The following is an 18,808-nucleotide window of genomic DNA, read 5'->3' as shown; positions in this document are numbered from 1 at the left end:
AGCCTAAGTCCCCGACCTCGAAGCCCCGGGCCTCACGGCGCCGGCGGCAGCGCCCGGCACAAGGCGTCCAGGGCCGCCTGATAGGCGTGGTCCGGCGGGGTCGCATAGCCGACGACCAGGCCGTCCTGGCCCGGCATGGTCGCGTCCGGGTGGCGGTAGGCGGCCAGTCCGTCGAGCGCGATCCCCTGCCAGGCCGCGGCCTTCAGGACCGCCCGCTCGGTGCCCGGCGGCAGCCGCAGCACGGCGTGCAGCCCGGCCGCGATCCCGGCCGCCGTGATGTGCGGGGCGTGCTCGTCGAGGGCGGCGAGGAGCTGGTCGCGGCGGCCCCGGTAGCGCTGCCGCATCCGCCGCACATGACGGTCGTAGGCGCCGCTCTCGATCAGGTCCGCGAGGGTCAGCTGGTCCAGGACGCTCGCCCACGCCTCGCGCCGGCCCTTGGCCGCGAGCACCGGGTCGACGAGCTGCTCGGGCAGCACCATCCAGCCCAGCCGCACCGCCGGGGACAGGCTCTTGCTGACCGAGCCGATGTAGACGACCCGCTCGGGGTCGAGCCCCTGGACCGCCCCGACCGGCTCCCGGTCGTAGCGGAACTCGCCGTCGTAGTCGTCCTCCAGGATCACCCGGCCCCGGGCGCGCGCCCAGTCGACGACGGCCGCGCGGCGCTCCGGGTGCAGCGGGCCGCCGGTCGGGAACTGGTGGGCGGGCGTGAGCAGCGCGGCCCGTACGCCCTTGAGCGCCGCCTCCTCCGTCAGCTCCGCCACCGTCGCGCCCCGCTCGTCGAGTCCGACCGGCACGGTCCGCACGCCTTCCGCCGCGAGCAGGGAGCGGTGGAAGGCGAGGCCGTACGACTCCACGGCGAGCGGGCCGCGCAGCACCTGGCCGCCGAAGAGCAGCCGCAGGGCGTGCGCGAAGCCGGAGCAGACCACGATCCGCTCGGGCGCGGTCCGTACGCCCCGCACCCGCGCCAGATACCCGGCGAGGGCCCGGCGCAGCTCGACGCGGCCCTGCGGATCGCCGGGCCCGAAGGCCTCGTTGGGGGCCGCGTTGAGCGCGCGGCGGGCGGCCGACAGCCAGGCGCCGCGCGGAAACGATCCGGCGTCCGGCTGGCCCTGCATCAGGTTGTGTGCCGGGGCGGTGGCCCGGCGCGGCACCTTCTTGGGCACGCGCGCGGCCCGTACGGGCTCGGCGCGCGTCGCGACCCGGGTGCCCGAGCCCTGGCGTGCGGTCAGCCAGCCCTCGGCGACGAGCTCGGCGTACGCGTCGGCGACGGTGTTGCGGGCCAGGCCCAGATCGGCGGCGAGCGAGCGGTACGGGGGCAGCCGGGTGCCGGGCGCGAGCCGCCCGTCCTGGACGGCGGCGCGCAGCGCGCGGATGAGCGCGGCCCGCCGACTGCCGGATCCGGCCAGTTCCACATGGAGGTCGGCACCGATCCGCTCCGCGGAATTGACCCATGAGTCCGCCATGAAACACCCGCCTTTTACGTGGTCTCCAGGCGCTCAGCCTAGGGGGCGCGGACAAGCTCGCGGACCACGTCAAGCTCCACACTTGAACGCGGCGGCGCACGTTCCGGTTCGTGAACTTGCCCAGCTCCAGCGGGACTTGAGTGACAGTCGAGGCCGAGCCGTACTGGCCAACTGCCCCACCCGCCGAACGGCATCCGTGGCAGGATGCCGACCGCTCGGCGCTCAAACGAGGCTTACAGGGGAGAGCAAGGCATGATCAATCGCAGGTCGTTCATCGGGATGGCGGGGGCCGGGGCCGCGGCCCTGTCCCTGTCGGGGTTCACCAGTGCCACCGCCACGACCACCGGCCAATGGGACCGGTTGCGCGCGAATCTGACGGGCCGACTGGTGCTGCCGTCGGACTCCTCGTACACGGCGGCCAAGACCGTCGAGTACGGCCAGTACAGCCTCACCAATCCGCAGGCCGTCGTGTACGCGGCGAACGCCAACGACGTGACGACCAGCCTGATCTTCGCCGAGTACCACGACATCCCGGTGACGGCCCGCAGCGGCGGCCACAGCGGCGGCGGCTACTCGACCACCGAGGGCCTGATCATCGACGTCTCGAAGCTGAACGCGGTGACGGCGGGCTCCGGCACGGCGACCGTCGGCGGCGGTACGCAGCTGGTGGACGTCGTCAACGGCCTCGGCGCGAGCGGCCTGGCGATCCCCGGCGGCATGTTCCCGACGGTCGCGCTCGGCGGCTTCCTCCAGGGCGGCGGCGTCGGCCTGCTCACCCGCCAGCACGGGCTCGGCGCTGACAAGGTGACCTCGGCGAAGGTCGTCCTCGCCAGCGGCCGCCAGGTCACCGCGTCCCCGACCTCCAACCCCGACCTGTACTGGGCGATCCGCGGCGGCGGCGGCGGCAACTTCGGCATCGTGACCCAGTACACGGTCACCCCGACCGCCGTGCCGAACCTGAACGTGGCCGAGCTGCTGTTCACGTACGACCACGCGGTCGGCGCGATGCACGGCCTCACCCAGTGGCTGGAGAGCGCGCCGACCACGTTCGGCAGCCGCTCCAACATCGACCTGTTCGACTCGGCGGCGGGCAACGCCCCTCTGGTGACGCTGCTCGTCACCTCGATCGGCACGCGCGCGGAGTTCGACACCGAGATCGCCCGTCTGATCGCCCTGACGGGCGCGGCGCCGATCCAGCAGAACGTCTACACGGACACCTACAAGTCCGCGATGATGAAGATCTTCGGCTGCGGTACGTACTCGCAGCAGCAGTGCCACAACAACACCTGGGACCCGGAGAACGGCAAGCTCGCCCCGTTCGGCCACGTCCTGGGCCGCGGCCGGCTGCTGAGCCGGTCGCCCTCGGAGACCGAGTGGGCGCGGCTGGTCAGCGTCTTCGACACCGAGCGCACGGCCGGCCACTTCCACAAGTTCGAGATCATGGCGCTCGGCGGCGCCGCGAACAAGGTCTCGCGCACCTCGACGGCGTACGTCCACCGCGACAGCACGCTGCTGATGTCGTACTACACGTTCGCCTTCGGCATCCTCTCCGGCGACCAGCTCGCCTCGGGCCAGCGCTTCGTCGACAACGGCTTCGCCGCGGTGGACCCGGTCTCGAAGGGCGAGTCGTACCAGAACTTCATCGACCCGGCCCTGACGGACTGGCGCACGGCGTACTACGGCGAGAACTACGACCGCCTGTCCTACGTGAAGTCGAAGTACGACCCCTACGGCGTGTTCTCGTTCGCGCAGGGCATCGACTGACGTTACGTCACATCAACTGACTGAGCGCGTTTTCACCCGTAAGGGCCGGGTCGGAACTCATCCGACCCGGCCCTTCGTTACGTAGCCACAACCTCCGCTTTGCGATCTCATGACCCTGGCCTCCTACGGTCGAGGGGCGGCATGCGCGGAGGACAAGGGCGCATGCGGGAACGACGGGGGAAGGTGCCCGGGTGGGCGACGACGGCAAGGTTCTGGACATCAAGACGGCTGATCTGAAGCTGTCGGCACCGGTCTTCCACGAACAGGCGAAGAACCTCAGCACCGCGCTGACGAACCTGGTCAAGGCGCTGGACGGCTTCGGCAAGCCGTGGGGCGACGACGAGCAGGGCAAGGCGTTCGGGGATGCTTACGAGCCACAGCAGAAGGCGATCGAGCGGGGTGCCGGGATCCTGGTGCTCGGGCTGACCAGCATCCACGAAGCCATGATCGACATGTCCGACGGGCACGTCGACAACGACGAGTTGATCGCCGGGATGTTCGCGAAGGTGAAGCCCCAGGACAAGGGCCAGGACAAGCCCCAGGACCAGCCCCAGGACGGTGCCGAGTGAGCCTGGAGGACGAGGCCAAGAAGATCCTGCTCAAGCTGGGCATGTGGTGGCCGGACGCCAACTCGGGCACCCTGCGGCACGCGGCGAAGGCCTGGCGCGACTTCGCGGACGCGGTCGACGACGTCCGCACCCCCGTGAACAACACGGCGAACTCGCTCATCCACAACAACCAGGGTGAGGCGATCGCGACCTTCACCACCTTCTGGGAGCGGTACGCGAAGGGCAAGGACGCGGGCTGGCTCAGCGACCTGTCCAAGTCCTCGCGGAAGATGGCGGAGGGGCTGGAGAAGTTCGCGGACGCGGTGGACGACGCGATCACCAAGCTGTGGACGCAGATCGGCATCGACGCGGCGGTGATCGCGGGCGGGATCGCCCTGGCCTTCTTCACCGCGGGCCTCGCCTCGGGGGCCGCGGTGGCGGCCGCCGACGTGATCATCGAGATGGGCGCCACCCTCGGCGTCGCGGTCTCCACCACGGTGGCGGAGATCGCGGCGGGCACGCTGGTGGCGGCCGCCTTCGGCGGCATCGAGTCGGTCACCGTCGACCTGGCCGTGGCCCAGCCCCTGAAGATCTCCACCGGTCTGCAGGACGGCTTCAGCCTCGACGAGGTCAACCAGGCCGCCAAGGACGGCATGATCTTCGGCGGCGCGCTGGGAGCGGGAAGCGGCGTGCTGAAGGCGGGCGTCGAAGGCGCCTTCACCAACCCCACACCCTTCATGCTGCGCCCGCCCTCCCTCCGCCCCGACCTGGTCGAACTCGGCCCCGCCGCCCGCAACTGCGAGCGCACCCGGTGCGTGGGCGAGCCGATCGACGTGGCGACCGGGGCGATGCTGATGGCGCAGACCGACCTGTCGCTGCCCGCGTCGCTGCCCTTCGTCTTCGAGCGCACGCATCTGTCCTCGTACCGGGGCGGGGTGTGCTTCGGCCCGACCTGGATCTCCACCCTGGACGAGTGCGTCCAGATCGACGGCGAGGGCGTCGTCTTCGCGGGCGCGGACGGGATGCGCCTGGTCTACCCGGTGCCGACGCCCGGCGAGCCGGTGCTGCCGGTCAAGGGCCCGCGCTGGCCGCTGGAGTGGGACGGCAAGCCGGACGGCGTGATGACCATCACCGACCCGGCCACCGGAGTGGTCCGCTCCTTCAGCACCCCGCTCAACTCCGCCACCCCCGGCGTCTTCCACCTCCCCATCGACGCCTGGCAGGACCGCAACGGCGCGCGCGTGGACGTCGAGCGCAACGCGGGCGGCGTCCCCGAGGGCATCCGCCACTCCGGCGGCTACTACCTCGCGGTCGACTCCCACGGCCCCCGCATCACCGCCCTGCGCCTGCTCGACCAGGCCCCCGACCGCTACACCGGCCACCTCCCCCCGGACGCGGGCACGGTGGTGATGCGCTACGGGTACGACAAGGCGGGCAACCTCACCGAGGTGATCAACTCCTCCGGCGAGCCCCTGACGTTCGCGTACGACGGCCAGGGCCGGATGACCCGCTGGACGGACCGCAACGGCACGTGGTTCTCGTACGTGTACGACGCGCGCGGCCGGGTCGTGCGCACCGACGGCGTCGACGGCATCCTCTCCGGCACCCTCACCTACGACGAGGCGGCCCGGACGACGACGTACACCGACTCGCTGGGGCACTCCTCCACCCACCGCTACAACGCGGAGGGCCTGGTCGTCGAGGAGACCGACGCGCTCGGCCACACCACCCGCACGCAGTGGGACGAGCGCGGCGACAACCCGCTCACCAGCACCGACCCCCTCGGCCGCACCACCCGGTACGGCTACGACGACCGCGGCAACCTGACCGAACTCACCCTGCCCGACGGCTCGGTGGCCCGCGCCGCCTACAACCGGCTGGGCCAGCCCGTCGAGGTGGTCGAACCGGGCGGGGCCACCTGGCACCACACCTACGACGAGCTCGGCAACCTCCTCACCACCACCGACCCGCTGGGCGCGCTGACCACCCACGCCTACGACGGGTCGGGCCATCTGGTCGCCGTCACCGACGCCCTCGGCGGCACACGGCACATCACCCCGGACCCGGCAGGGCTTCCCGCCGCGATCACCGACGAGCTCGGCCGGACCACGACCGTCCGCCGCGACCCCTTCGGCCGCCCGACCGAGGTCACCGACCCCCTCGGCCACACCACCCGCACCACCTGGACCACCGAGGGCAGGCCCGCCCGCCGCGAGCACCCGGACGGCACGAGCGAGTCGTGGACCTGGGACGCCGAGGGCAACCCCCTCACCCACACCGACCAGGCGGGCCACACCACCCACCACACCCCCGCCCCGTTCGACGTCCCGGCCACCCACACCACCGCCGACGGCGCGACGTACACCTTCACCCACGACACCGAGCGCAGGCTCACGGGCGTCACCAACGCACAGGGCCTGACCTGGACCTACACCTACGACGAGGCGGGCCGCCCGACAGCGGAGACCGACTTCAACGGCCGCACCCTCACGTATACGTACAACGCGGCGGGCGAACTGGTCTCGCGCACCAACGGTGCGGGGGAATCCCTGCACTTCACGCGGGACCCGCTCGGCCGGATCACCGAACAGCGGTCGCAGCCGGACGCGACCGAGGACGGCACCGAGGCGGCAGACGGGCCCGAGACCGCGGGTGCGACCACGACCTACGCCTACGACCCGGCCGGCCATCTGATCCGCGCGGTCAACGCCGACGCGGAGGTCACCTTCGTCCGGGACGCGCTCGGGCGGGTGACGGCCGAGACGGTGAACGGCCGCACCACGACGTACGAGTACGACGCGGGCGAGCGGCTCGTCCGCCGCACCACCCCGTCAGGGCTGGTCTCGCGCTGGTCGTACGACGCGACCGGGCGCGCGCTGGAACTGGCCTCGGACGCGGGCACGTTGACGTTCGCCTACGACGCGGCCGGGCGCGAGACCTCGCGCCGCATCGGCGACGGGGTCACCCTGCACCAGGCCTGGGACGCCGGGAACCGGCTGGCCTCCCAGTCCCTCACCGCCCGCTCGGAGCAGGCCGACCGACTCCTCCAGCACCGTACGTACGCCTACCGCGCCGACGGCCATCTGACCGAGATCCGCGACCTGAGTTCGGGGACGAGGAGGTTCACCACCAGCCCGGCCGGCCGGGTGACCGGCGTTCGCGCCCACGGCTGGACCGAGGCGTACGCGTACGACACGGCGGGCAACCTGACGCGTGCGGCTGCTCCGGCCGCGGGCGTCGACGCCGGAGCCGCGGACGAGCGCGAGTTCGAGGGCACCCTGATCCGCCGGTCCGGGAGCACGGCGTACGAGCACGACGCCCAGGGCCGTCTGGTCCGCCGCACGCGCAAGCTCCTCAACGGGCAGCGCCGGAGCTGGACCTTCACCTGGAGCCCCGAGGACCGCCTCACCGGGGTGGTGACCCCCGACGGGGAGCGCTGGCACTACGCGTACGACCCGATGGGCCGCCGCATCGCCAAGTACCGGCTGCTCGACGACGGCTCGACGGCCGACCGCACCGACTTCGCCTGGGACGACACCCGCCTCGCCGAGCAAAGCGCCCCCGACGGCCGGGTCACCGCCTGGGACTACGCCCCCGGTGCGCACACTCCCCTGACGCAGACCGGCCACCGCCCTCTCGTCCGTACCGGAGGTACGTCCCTCCTGGCGTCGCTGGCCGAGGACACCACGGCCGACCGCACGGTCCGCTTCCACGCGGTCATCACCGACACGGCGGGCACCCCCACCGAACTGGTCGCGCCGGACGGCGAGTTGGCGTGGCAGCGGCGCACCGTCCTGTGGGGCGCCCAGCACGCCACCGGACTGGACGAGGCCTCGGCCGACTGCCCCCTTCGCTTCCCGGGCCAGTACGCCGACCCCGAAACCGGCCTCCACTACAACTACTTCCGCTACTACGACCCGGAGACGGCCCGCTATCTGTCGGCGGACCCGCTCGGCCTCGATCCGGCGCCCAACCACCACGGGTACGTCGACACCCCGCTGTCGATGATCGACCCGCTGGGTCTGAAGACGTGCGACGAGCCGGTGCCGACGTCGAAGCCCCGGACGGGTGTGAAGGGCCTCATCAAGGAGGCCCAGCTGCCGACCTCCGGCCGCATCCGGTTCGTACCGTCGCAGGACGTGAACGTGAACTCGGGCCTGCCCCGAGGAACGCGGAAGGGCTATATCGACCGCTTCGGTAATGAGTGGATCAAGGGACCGTCGCGCACCGCGGGCCAGCCGTTCGAGTGGGACGTCCAGCTGAGCAAGAAGGGCAAGGCCCAGCTGGGCTGGCTGAGCCGCGACGGCAGCCATCTGAACGTGTCGCTGGACGGCGAGATCACCCACAAGTGAGCCCCGGTGGGCCAACTGAGACAGTGGACGGCGTCGCAGCCGCCGAGACAGCAGGAAACGGACCGACCGCCATGGAACAGACCGAGCAGACCGAACAGCCCCAAGAGGACGCGTTCCACTTCTACGCCGAAGTGCGCATCACCCACTCCCCCCGCCGTCCGGAACTGGCGGGCCGCCTGGGCGCGATCCTCGGCATCACGGAACCCCGCGACCCGGCGGTCCCCCCGGCCTACGCGGTCATGGTGGACGACTACGACTACACGGTGCAGTTCGAACGCGAGGAGCTGACCCCCACGGGGCGGGACCGGAAGCACGAGGACTACTACTGACCGGTTGCCGCTGAAATACGTCGAGGCCGCCTGGGACACCGAGTTCCAGGCGTTCTCCACGGAAGCCACCGCGTACCGCCCACAAGCGAGCCGGGCCCGACCGCGTTATGCCCGGCTATTGCCTTGGTGTGGGCCAGTTATCCGCCGATCCGCCGCACCGAAAAGCCTCCGCAATTCCCCCAGGACACAGAAGCGCCCGACCGCTGGCGACGGGGGATGCACCAGCGATCGGGCTGTAGCCAACCCTAACAACCCTGCTTGCGCTGCGGGAATGGCCTGCTCCACGTCAACAGCGACTTGTGATCGGGATCACATCGCGCGGTTACTGGTCGCAAGGAGGCGAGTACGACAGCCGAGGTAGATTCTCATGCCATTTATCCGGCGTCAGGACACCCCGAGTGGTCGAGCAAATACGGCTGATGGCCTCATCGGCGTCCAAGTTCCACAGCCGGACCGTATCGCTGCCGCTCGACACTCCGAGCATGTGACTGTTGGGGCTGAACGACAGGAAGTTTCCCGTCTTGGCGTTGGGGCTCATCGACTTACCGATGGGAGTGGCCTCGGACGGACGGGCGACGTTCCAGAGCCGGACCGCGTTGTCGTTGCCTCCGCTCGCCAGGGTGCGGCCGTCCTGGCTGAACGTCAGGGACACCACCGCTTCGGTGTGTCCGGTGAGGGGTGAGCCCAGCCGGGCCGCCTTGAGCGGGTCGGTGATGTTCCAGAGGCGGACCGTGTCGTCGTCGCTGCCGCTGGCCAGCGTACGGCCGTCCGGGCTGTAGGACAGCGCGTTGATGGGACCGAGGTGTCCCGTCAGGGGCGTGCCGAGCGGAGGGACGCGGCGCGGGTCGGCCACGTCCCACAGCCGGATGGTGCCGTCCGCGCTGCCGCTGGCGAGGGTGCGGCCGTCCGGGCCGAAGACGAGGGAGTTGACGTAGCCCTTGTGGCCGGAGAGCGGCGTGCCGAGCGGGTGCGGCCGGGCCGGGTCGCCGACGTTCCACAGCTGGATCGTGCGGTCGTCGTAGGCGGTCGCCAGCGTGCGCCCGTCGGGGCTGAACGCCAGCGCGTCGGGGCCCGAGAACCGGGTGCGCAGCGCGACGGGCGCCCCGTAGGGGCGGGGCCGGGCCGGGTCGGTGACGTTCCACAGCTGCACGGCGCGGTTCCTCATCAGCACCGCGAGGGTGCGGCCGTCGGGGGAGAACGCCAGCGAACGCACATCACCGTCCCCCGGCGTGAAGGGTTCGCCCAGCGACACGGGCCGGTTGGGAGCCTCCACGTTCCACAGCCGGACCCGGTGGTCGCGCGCGGCCGTGGCGAGCACCCGGCCGTCCGGGCGGAACGCCCCGATGCGGCCGATCATGTCCGACGTCGGTATCGACCACAGACGGACCTTGCTGTCACCGCTCCCGGTGGCGAGGGTCCGGCCGTCGGGGCTGAAGCCCAGGGCGTACATCTCGCCGCTGCTCCCGGCCAGAGGCTCGCCGACCTGCGACGGGTAGGCCGGATCGCTGACGTTCCACAGGCTCGCCGTACTGTCCGCGCTGGCGGCGCCGAGCTTGGTGCCGTCGGGGCTGAAGGCCACCGACCAGATGGGGCCGGTGTGGCCGGCGAGCGGTGTGCCGAGCGATGTGGCGTGACGTGGGTCGGCCGCGTTCCAGAGCCGGATGGTGTCGTCCGCGCCGCCGCTGGCGAGGGTGCGGCCGTCGGGGCTGAAGGCCACGGAGTGCACCGTGCCCGTGTGGCCGGTCAGCGCCGTGTCGAGCGGGACGGGCCTGAGCGGATCCGCCGTGTCCCACAGCCTGATCGAGCCGTCGTCGCCACCCGCCGCCAGCGTCCGCCCGTCCCGGCTGAACGCCACGCAGCGCGCGGCGGCGGTGGGGCCGGTCAGGGCGCCGAGCGCTTTCGGCCGGGCCGGGTCGGCCACGTCCCACAGCCGAACAGTGCGATCTTCACTGGCGGAGGCCAGGGTGTGCCCGTCCGGCCGGAAGGCGAGGAGGTAGATCGTGCCGCCATGACCGGTCAGGGGGGCGCCGAGCGGCTGCGGGCGGCTCGGATTCCGTACGTCCCACAGCCGGATCGTTCCGTCGTCCGAGGCACTGGCCAGGGTGCTGCCGTCCGGGCTGAAGACCGCGCTGCTCACCCAGCTCGTGTGGCCGGTGAGGGGGGTGCCCAGCTGCTTGGGCCGGGACGGGTCCGCCACGTCCCACAGCCGCACGGTCCGGTCGTAGCTGGCGGTCGCCAGGATCCGGCCGTTCGGGCTGAACGACGTGAGGTAGACGGCTCCGGTGTGGCCGAGGAGCGGAGTGGCCAGCGGGGCGTTCACGATCGAGATCAGCCGGTTGTTCGCGCCCTTGTCGTGCGGCCGCAGGTGGTGTGCCACCAAGGCGAGCTGAGCGGACAGCGAGGGGTCCGTGTGCTGGGCACGATCGGCCTCGGCGACCACCTGCTCGAACACGGCGTCGTCCCGCTGCTCCCGTGCGACCCACGCCGCACAGACAGCCAGGATCGCCAGCACGACCAGAGCGGATATCGCACTGCGGCTGAGCCAGACCGTGCGCTTGCGCAGCCTGACGGAAGCGGCCAGGAACTCCACGGCGCTGCGGGTGAGGAAGGTGTCACCGGCGGACTTCGCCCAGGTATGGGCCTGTTCCAGCCGAGAACCCCGGTAGAGCAGCGCGGTGTCGCGCTTCGAGTCCTCCCAGGCCCGGCCGTCCTCCTCCAGCCGCTGGCGCAGCAGATTGTCGCTTCTGTCCTCGTCGATCCAGTCGCGCAGCCGCGGCCAGGCGTGGAGCAGCGCCTCATGGGTGATCTCCACGGTCTCCGCGTCGAGCGTCACCAACCGGGCGCGAACGAGCGCTTCGAGCGACTCCTCCGTCCTGCCGGGGTCCGTCGACTCCTCCGCCAGCTGGCGCCGCGTCCCCCGCCTGCGGGTGGCCTGGGTGTCCTCGCTCAGTCTGACCAGCCTGAGCAGGAGCAGTCTCGCGGCCGTACGGGCCGCCGGGTCGAGGCTCGACCAGGCGCGCTCGGCCGTCGCCGCCACCGCTCCCTGGATTCCGCCCGCCGCGCGATAGCCGGCCAGCGTCAGCTTGCCCGCCTTCCGCCGCTGCCAGGTGGCGAGGAGGGCGTGGGAGAGGAGCGGCAGCGCGCCCGCGTCGTGCACCCCGCGGGGCCCGTCCGCACTGACTTCCCGGACGATCAGCTCCGCCAGGCCCGGTTCGAGCTCCATGCCCACCGCCTTGGCCGGGCCGGTCACCGCCTCGCGCAGCTCCGCGGTGGTGAGGGGCCCGAGCACCATGTGGCGGTGCTGGAGGGCGTCGGCCAGTTCGGGATACGCGAGGCACCGCTCGTAGAAGTCGGCGCGGATGCCGAGGACGACGAGCATGGGGGCGGCGGCGCCCGGGTCGTCCGGCGTGCAGGCGGCGTGGAGGAGCTGGACGAAGGTGCGCCGACTCGCCTCGTCGGAGCAGAGGGTGAACGTCTCCTCGAACTGATCGACGATGACGACCGGAGAGGTGGGCGAAGAGGTCTCACGGCGCGCCCATGCCGTGACGGCTTCCCTCACCGCGTGCGCGAACCCCGGAGTGCCGGGCTCCCCCGCGTCGGAGATCACGGGTGCGAGATCGGGTATCCGGCGGGTCAGCTCCGCGAGAGGGTCGCTTCCCGGTACGAGCTGGAGCACCTCCCTCGTCCGGCCTCCCTCCTCGCACGGAGTGCCGTCCCGCAACGCGGGCACCAGCCCGGCGTTCAGCAGGGAGGACTTTCCCGCTCCGGAGGCGCCCACGAGCATGACCAGGCCGCCCGTCTTCTCCGCCGCGCGCAGCTGGGCGACGAGGGCGTCCCTGCTCCGCTCCCGGCCGAAGAACCACCGGGCGTCCTGTGGACGGTACGAAGCCAGGCCCCGGTACGGGCACACGCCACCGGGGACGGTCCCCGCTTCGGCCGGGGGCCGTTCCTCCTCCTCGGGTGACGCGGGGCGGTCGCCGACCGGGTCGGCGACCGCGCGCTCCCAGAGGCGCTGCCAGTGCGCCATGTCGTACAGGCCCGGCGACACGGGCGCGGGCCGCGAGCGCCGCGCCTCGGGGATCAGGACGTGCAGCACCACGGCGAGGGCGGCGAAGTGGGCAGGCACGTTCCGGGCCCGTCGCCAGTCGCTGATCCGCTGGGCGGACACCCGCACGGGCCGCCCTCGCTCGTCGACCCGCTGAAGCCGGACGACGGCCTCGGCCACGCGCTTGAGGGGCGGATTGCCGGCCTCCGTGTACAGCAGCGCGAGACGTTCCGCGAAGGCTGTGCGTGCCCCTGAGTCGGAACTCAAGGTCTCCACTCCTTACTTCCCCCGCGCCAGGACATCCGGACCGGAAAACTCACCCTATACGGCTGACCTGCGGTTAAGCCGTGGAATCGATGCCAGGGCCTCCTCGGCGGGAGCCTCGGCTGGCAGGATCTCGACGCAGTAGCGCACCGACCGGGCGAAGCCCAGACAGGCCACCGGCCCGGCGCTCGACGAGACAGCTCATGATGCCGCACGTTCTCGGTCAGCTTCGATTCGGAGTCACGAAACGTACGGCGACGGCCTCGCCGCGTGAGCAACAGGGATCCGTGAAGCCAGCCGTATGCGGACGGCCGGTGCGTCAACCACGGGTCCGGCATCCCTTGATCCGTGCCACATACCCGGCACGGATCGACGCCGACCGTGTGGTCCGGCACCGGTCCCAACAGGGGAGGGACTGGCGCCGGACCCATGCGGTCAGCTGTGAATGCTTCGGTCGGCTACAGGGGGGCTTGCGCAGCCCAAGCGGAAGAGGTCGTTCTCTCAGGGGACGGCCTCTTCGGCGTTGCCGGGCTTTACGTCGGTCGCCTTCCGGCTCTAGATCCAGCCCGCCGCTTGAGCAGCGAGTGACGCATCCGCTTCGGCCGCATCCGCGGTGGCGTTCAGCTCTTCGTTCCTGCCCATCCCCTCGCTGCCCGCAGCCCGCATGGCGGCCTCAGACGCCTTCAGCGCCGCTCGGTAGGCGGCCGCGGAGGGCTCGGTCGCGCCGTCGTGGTCACGAGCCACCTGGGCGGCGACAGCGGCGGCGGCGGCGGCGTTCCTCGCGCAGCGGGCGTCCGCTGCCGGGTCCAGGGGCGAGCGGTCCAGCTCCGCGAGCACCTGAGCGGACAGACGGAGGGCATTCGCCGCCTTCGCGGCAGGCTCCGTGGGCACGGCTCGGGCGTCGTGCGCTTCGATACCGGCGTGGCGGCACGCGGCCTCGGCACGGTCCAGGGCCTTTCTGCCACGTGCGGCGTGCACCTGCCTGAGTGCGGCCGCCGAGGCCGAGCCGGTCTCGGCGGCTGAGGTGGCCAGTCGCGCAGCGCCAATGGGTTCGCTCATCGCCCTCTCCCTGTCTTCCCGGACCACGGTGATCAAGCACCGTTGTTCGCCCTGGGCAACGGTCGTGCGGCAGGGTGACAGGTCCGGCGCCAACAAACCAGTGCGGCTCTGAATCCGGTCAGGAAGCGTCGCCGCCACGGCGGGCCGACGGTCGCCCGCCACTGAGCCGCCGCTACGTGAACAGCCCCAAGGCGTCATCGACGGACCAGCTCTGCCAGCTCACAGCAAACAGCCCGACCACCGATATGAGCGCCATCATCAGGTTCTGCCCCTGCTCCGCCCAGTCGTGGATCATGAGCACGAAGTAGACGAGGTTCAGCAGCAGCCCGCCCACGAGCGCGATCGGCGTCAGGAAACCGAAGACCAGGCCGAGGCCGAGTGCCAGTTCGGCGTAGGCGACGACGTACGCCATCAGTCTGGGGCGGGGCTTCACCACCAGGTCGAATCCGCGCCGTACGAACGGCCAGCGGTGCTCGTCCGCGATTCCCGCGGCCCAGGTGATCCCGCCACCGGCGAACCACGTCTTCTTGTCCTTGTGGCGCCAGCTCTCCAGCCACCACAGGCCGAGCCCGATCCGCAGGACCGCGAACCACTCCGCTCCGCTGAGCCAGACCGTCTCCACGGCGGATCCCCTTCCTCGCACTGACCTGACGGATCGTCAGTTGACCGTGAGACCGGGTGTTCGCGCAAGAGTCCGGCCCGTGCTGCTCCTTGCCGCCCCGCGAAGGACCCCCTAGCCTCGATCTGATGGATCGTCAGATTCGAGTCGGTCGAACCGGCAGGCAGTAGGGGGTAGACGGCGTGGTCAACGGCGACATCGGCACCGGTGGCGTGCCCCGGGTCATCAGCGTGGACGATCACGTGATCGAGCCCGCGCACCTCTTCGAGACATGGCTCCCCGGCAAGTACCGCGACAAGGGGCCGAAGCCCTTCACCGCCGGGATCGGGGACCTGGCGTACGTCGGCGGGAAGTACCGGTTCACCACGGACCCCGCGGGCCAGATCACCGACTGGTGGGAGTACGAGGGCCTGCTCTTCCCGTACAAGCGGATCATCGCCGCCGTAGGGTTCTCCCGGGACGAGATGACGCTGGACGGCATCACCCGGGAGGAGATGCGGCAGGGCTGCTGGGATCCCAAGGCCCGGCTCGCCGACATGGACATGAACCATGTCGAGGCCAGCCTCTGCTTCCCCACCTTCCCCCGGTTCTGCGGCCAGACGTTCGCGGAGGCGCAGGACAAGGACGTGGCTCTGGCCTGCGTACGGGCGTACAACGACTGGATGGTGGAGGAGTGGTGCGGGGACAGCGGGGGGCGGCTGATCCCTCTGTGTCTCATCCCGCTGTGGGACATCGACCTCGCCGTCGCGGAGATCCGGCGCAACGCGGCCCGGGGCGTACGGGCCGTGACGTTCTCCGAGATCCCCACCTACCTCGGCCTGCCCTCGATCCACTCCGGCTACTGGGATCCCTTCTTCGCGGCCTGCGAGGAGACCGGGACCGTGGTGAACATGCACATCGGGAGCAGCAGCCAGATGCCCGCCGCGTCCCCCGACGCCCCGCCCGCCGTGCAGGCCGCGCTGTCCTTCAACAACGCCATGGCGTCGATGATGGACTTCCTCTTCTCCGGTGTCCTGGTGAAGTTCCCGCGCCTCAAACTCGCGTACAGCGAAGGTCAGATGGGCTGGATCCCGTACGCCCTGGAGCGCGCCGACGACGTCTGGGAGGAGCACCGCGCCTGGGGCGGGGTCCGCGGCCTCATCCCCGAGCCGCCCTCCACGTACTACTACCGGCAGATCTTCTGCTGCTTCTTCCGCGACAAGCACGGCATCGCGTCGATCGAGACCGTGGGCGTCGACAACGCCACCTTCGAGACCGACTATCCGCACGTCGACTCGACGTGGCCGCACACGAAGTCGGTGGCGGAGGACCACGTCGCGGGACTGCCGGAGGACGTCGCGTACAAGCTCCTGCGCGGGAACGCCATCCGCATGCTGGATCTGCCCTTCGACCGGGAGCGGAGGGCCGGCTCGCCCGCCTGATGCCCCGGGTTCCGCCTCGGCCGGACGCTGGGGGCATGCGCGCCCTCGGCGTTACCGTTCAGGGCAAGACCCGCGGAGAGGTGGACGCATGAGCAATCCGGTGTCAGAGGCCCTGGTCAGCGTGGGGCGCGGCTATGTGCGCCACGCCCCCACAGCCCTCGGCAAGGCCCCGCTCGCCGCGCACCACCTGAACCCACGACTACGGGATCACCCCCGCCGCCGCGTGGTCCGCACCCGCTTCGGCGCACGCTTCGCCGTCGACACGACGGACCTGATCCAGCGGTACCTCTATATGTACGGCGTCTGGGAACCCCACATGACGCGGTGGCTGGAGCGTCGGCTGCGCCCCGGGGACACCTTCATAGACGTCGGCGCCAACATCGGTTACTACAGCGTGCTCGCCTCACGCCTGGTCGGCGCGGAGGGGCGCGTGGTGGCCGTGGAGGCCTCCCCCACGTTCCATCGCCGGGTGCTCCAGCACGCCCGGCTGAACGACTGCGGCAACATCCGCGCGGTCAACTCCGCTGTCTCCGACCGGAACCAGACGCTGCGGTTCATCCTGGCCAGCTCGCGGAACATGGGCGCGACGAGCACCGTCCCCTACGAGGGCCCGGCGGAGTCCACATTCGAGATCGAGTCGCGCCCCTTGCCCGAGATCCTTGCCCCACGGGAGGTCGCCGACGCCCGCGTGATCAAGATCGACGTGGAGGGCGCGGAGGGAAGCGTCGTACGGGGCCTGGCCCCCCTGCTCGACAAGCTCCGGCCCGACGCCGAGATCACCGTCGAGGTGACCCCCCACCGCATGCGGCAGCTCGGCGACGACGTCACCGAGCTGCTGACCACCATGCGCGAACACGGCTTCCACACGTACCGCCTGACCAACGACTACGCCCCGGAGTCCTACCCCGCCGCCCTCAGCGGACCCGCCGCGGTGCCGATGCGGTGGCGCGCGCCGGTCGACTCGGAGAGCGACCTGGTCTTCTCGCGCGTCGACGCCGAGAGGCTGCCTTGAACCCCGTCTGCGCTGGTCAGTCCATCGCCGGGAAGTGCCACTGCAAGTGCGACAGGGCCAGGGCCCTGGCCTCCACCACCGCCATGCGCGCATCGCGTTCGGCGGTGTCCGTGTGGGCCGCCTGGCTGGTCGACTGCCCTTCCCACTTGCGGTAGATGAGGCCGACCTCGCGCGTGAAGTACCCGCGGCTGACGGCGTCCAGGGCGAGCAGCAGCCCCGTGTCCTCCGAGGCTGGGAGGGCCATCCACCCGCCGAGCGCGACGAGGAGATCACGGCGTACGAAGAGGGTCGCCGGGTGCACCTGCGCGCGGTAGCCGTGCTCCTGCCAGTGGCGCAGCACGTCACCGCGCTCGATCGGCCCGCCTTCCGGGTCCTGGTCGAAGCCGAGGGTCGAGCCGTCGGGAAGGAGATCCAGCACCCGGGACGTCGTCCAGCCGATACCGCGATCGGATTCGAGAACGGCCAGGTCGCGGGCGAGCGCGCCAGGAGCGAGCTGGTCGTCGGCGTCGAGGATCTTGACGTAGTCGCCATCCGCGTCCGCCAGCGCCATCGTGCGCGCCACGCCGGGGCCGCCCGCGCGCCCCTGCCGGAAGGTCACCCGCGGATCGTCGGGGACATGCGGAGCGACTTCCTCGCTGCGCCCGTCCTCGCGAATGACCCAGTGCCACTCCCAGCCGTCCGGGAGCTCCTGGTCGCGGAGCGACCTGTACGCCTCGGACAGGAACGTGGCGGACGGCGGGTGCACAGCGGTCACGACGATGATGCGCCGGGGCACGGCGTCACCACCTTTCCAGGGGAGTATTGAAGATCATTTCCGTGCGGTCGCCGGGCACCGTGACGTACGAGATCTCCACAGGCCGGTCGTCGATGTCGTACGAGGTCTTCCGGAGCAGCACGACAGCCGTCCCGGGCGGGAGCTCAAGCTCCTCCGCCTCCTCCGGCGTCGGCGGGCGGGCGGTGACACGCTCCTCCATACGTCCCAGCTCGATGCCGATGGTGAAGAGCTGGTTCATGGTGCCGCCGGGCCACGGCTCGTTGGTCTCGTCCAGCAGAGCCGGATGGGCGGCGACGAGATCGTGAACGAGGTACGAGGTCACGAGGCTGAACGGGGCGGTCTCCGCGCTGTACCGGGTCCGGTAGGTGCGCTGGAGGAGAAGCGTTCCCTCGGGGACTCCGAAGGCCTCTGCCAGCTCCGCGTCCGCCTTGGCCTCGCGGTACGACGCGTAGAAGACGAGGTCGTCGACCGTCAGCCCGGTGTCATGCTCCGTGACGCCCGTCTGCAACCGCTGGGGCTCCGGCTGGCGCGCCCGGTCCTTCTCCCACTGGTGGCGGGCGTTCGAGCGCACCACCGTCGTACGCGGGCGGCGTACGAAGTTGCCGCGCCCGTGCTGCTTCTCGACGAGCCCTTCGTCCCTCAGGAGACGCAGGGCCTCCCGGATCGTCGGCACGCTGCGCCCGAATCGCTCGGACAGCTTCGCCTCCGTGGGCAGTTGGTCCCCCGGAGCCAGCTGACCCGCCCGGATGGACTCCCTCAGCTCATCGGCGATCCGCTCGTAGACCTTCGCCAACGTGCTCACCGTCCCCGTCGTACGACCTCGATCAGGATACGAGTCATCAAGAGGTCATGACGAGTCGAGAGCCGTCCGCCACGCTCCCGCGATCGCCGCCGCGATCGGGTGGGTCACCAGGGTCACCAGGCACGCCGACGCCTCCGGCAAAAGCAAAAGCCCCAGGTCACGGCGAGTGAGTCCTGGGGCTTCCACAGAGCCGCCTTCGGGATTCGAACCCGAGACCTACGCATTACGAGTGCGTTGCTCTGGCCAACTGAGCTAAGGCGGCGCGCCGTCCGCACCATGGTGCGATCAGCAACGCGGCCAAGTCTACACAGTTTCCGGGGGTGCTCCTGACCACCCCTGTTCGAGGGACTCTCGC

At 71.0% G+C, this 18,808-nt stretch carries 12 protein-coding genes and 1 tRNA gene; 6 read left to right on the top strand and 7 right to left on the bottom strand.

Features of this window, described 5'->3' with window-relative positions; all coding sequences use genetic code 11:
- Positions 1-32: 32 nt before the first annotated feature.
- Positions 33-1,463 carry a PLP-dependent aminotransferase family protein gene (locus BX283_RS22805; RefSeq protein WP_101389384.1) on the bottom strand — a complete coding sequence of 477 codons (1,431 nt, stop codon included), beginning with the start codon at positions 1,461-1,463 and terminating at the stop codon, positions 33-35.
- A gap of 252 nt (positions 1,464-1,715) precedes the next feature.
- Here BX283_RS22805 and BX283_RS22800 point away from each other — a divergent pair, with 252 nt between their 5' ends.
- From BX283_RS22800 to BX283_RS22785, 4 genes are all read left to right on the top strand, one after another.
- Positions 1,716-3,227 carry an FAD-binding oxidoreductase gene (locus BX283_RS22800; protein ID WP_180357231.1) on the top strand — a complete coding sequence of 504 codons (1,512 nt, stop codon included), beginning with the start codon at positions 1,716-1,718 and terminating at the stop codon, positions 3,225-3,227.
- A gap of 191 nt (positions 3,228-3,418) precedes the next feature.
- A complete protein-coding gene (locus BX283_RS22795) occupies positions 3,419-3,796 on the top strand; it encodes a hypothetical protein (protein ID WP_101389382.1) in 378 nt (125 codons plus the stop codon).
- Positions 3,797-3,837: 41 nt separating this feature from the next.
- The gene (locus BX283_RS22790) at positions 3,838-8,127 is read left to right on the top strand and encodes a polymorphic toxin type 17 domain-containing protein (RefSeq protein ID WP_373979611.1); all 4,290 of its coding nucleotides are present in this window, start codon (positions 3,838-3,840) and stop codon (positions 8,125-8,127) included.
- Between the two features lie 71 nt (positions 8,128-8,198).
- The gene (locus BX283_RS22785; protein WP_101389380.1) at positions 8,199-8,456 is read left to right on the top strand and encodes a hypothetical protein; all 258 of its coding nucleotides are present in this window, start codon (positions 8,199-8,201) and stop codon (positions 8,454-8,456) included.
- 322 nt (positions 8,457-8,778) lie between these two features.
- On the opposite strand, the gene BX283_RS22780 is transcribed toward BX283_RS22785, so the two are convergent.
- The 3 genes from BX283_RS22780 to BX283_RS22770 form a co-directional block, all read right to left on the bottom strand.
- Complete coding sequence (locus BX283_RS22780) at positions 8,779-12,777, bottom strand: AAA family ATPase (protein ID WP_101389379.1); 3,999 nt, start codon at positions 12,775-12,777, stop codon at positions 8,779-8,781.
- A gap of 543 nt (positions 12,778-13,320) precedes the next feature.
- On the bottom strand, positions 13,321-13,824 hold the full coding sequence (locus BX283_RS22775) for a hypothetical protein (protein ID WP_143676447.1): 504 nt from the start codon (positions 13,822-13,824) through the stop codon (positions 13,321-13,323).
- Positions 13,825-13,996: 172 nt separating this feature from the next.
- The gene (locus BX283_RS22770) at positions 13,997-14,446 is read right to left on the bottom strand and encodes a DoxX family membrane protein (RefSeq protein ID WP_101389377.1); all 450 of its coding nucleotides are present in this window, start codon (positions 14,444-14,446) and stop codon (positions 13,997-13,999) included.
- A 179-nt stretch (positions 14,447-14,625) separates the two neighbouring features.
- On the opposite strand from BX283_RS22770, the gene BX283_RS22765 reads away from it, so the two are divergent.
- Both BX283_RS22765 and BX283_RS22760 read left to right on the top strand, forming a co-directional pair.
- Positions 14,626-15,864: an amidohydrolase family protein gene (locus BX283_RS22765; RefSeq protein WP_101389376.1), complete on the top strand. Its 1,239-nt coding sequence runs from the start codon at positions 14,626-14,628 to the stop codon at positions 15,862-15,864.
- Positions 15,865-15,952: 88 nt separating this feature from the next.
- Positions 15,953-16,876: an FkbM family methyltransferase gene (locus BX283_RS22760; protein WP_101389375.1), complete on the top strand. Its 924-nt coding sequence runs from the start codon at positions 15,953-15,955 to the stop codon at positions 16,874-16,876.
- 16 nt (positions 16,877-16,892) lie between these two features.
- Here BX283_RS22760 and BX283_RS22755 read toward each other — a convergent pair whose 3' ends face one another.
- From BX283_RS22755 to BX283_RS22745, 3 genes are all read right to left on the bottom strand, one after another.
- A complete protein-coding gene (locus tag BX283_RS22755; protein WP_101389374.1) occupies positions 16,893-17,651 on the bottom strand; it encodes a glycosyltransferase in 759 nt (252 codons plus the stop codon).
- A gap of 4 nt (positions 17,652-17,655) precedes the next feature.
- A complete protein-coding gene (locus BX283_RS22750) occupies positions 17,656-18,444 on the bottom strand; it encodes a GntR family transcriptional regulator (RefSeq protein WP_101392523.1) in 789 nt (262 codons plus the stop codon).
- 197 nt (positions 18,445-18,641) lie between these two features.
- A tRNA-Thr gene (locus tag BX283_RS22745) sits at positions 18,642-18,715 on the bottom strand.
- Positions 18,716-18,808 lie beyond the last annotated feature (93 nt).

The organism is Streptomyces sp. TLI_146 (assembly GCF_002846415.1).
Taxonomy (GTDB): Bacteria; Actinomycetota; Actinomycetes; order Streptomycetales; family Streptomycetaceae; genus Streptomyces.
Note: the sequence above shows the minus strand (reverse complement) of the source record. Positions and strands in the feature narration are given on the sequence as shown.

Bases quoted from the DNA above. Each gene is read 5' to 3' on its own strand.
- BX283_RS22800 (WP_180357231.1), top strand. From the start codon at position 1,716: ATGATCAATCGCAGGTCGTTCATCGGGATGGCGGGGGCCGGGGCCGCG.
- BX283_RS22790 (WP_373979611.1), top strand. From the start codon at position 3,838: ATGTGGTGGCCGGACGCCAACTCGGGCACCCTGCGGCACGCGGCGAAG.
- BX283_RS22785 (WP_101389380.1), top strand. From the start codon at position 8,199: ATGGAACAGACCGAGCAGACCGAACAGCCCCAAGAGGACGCGTTCCAC.
- BX283_RS22775 (WP_143676447.1), bottom strand. From the start codon at position 13,824: ATGAGCGAACCCATTGGCGCTGCGCGACTGGCCACCTCAGCCGCCGAG.
- BX283_RS22805 (WP_101389384.1), bottom strand. From the start codon at position 1,463: ATGGCGGACTCATGGGTCAATTCCGCGGAGCGGATCGGTGCCGACCTC.
- BX283_RS22760 (WP_101389375.1), top strand. From the start codon at position 15,953: ATGAGCAATCCGGTGTCAGAGGCCCTGGTCAGCGTGGGGCGCGGCTAT.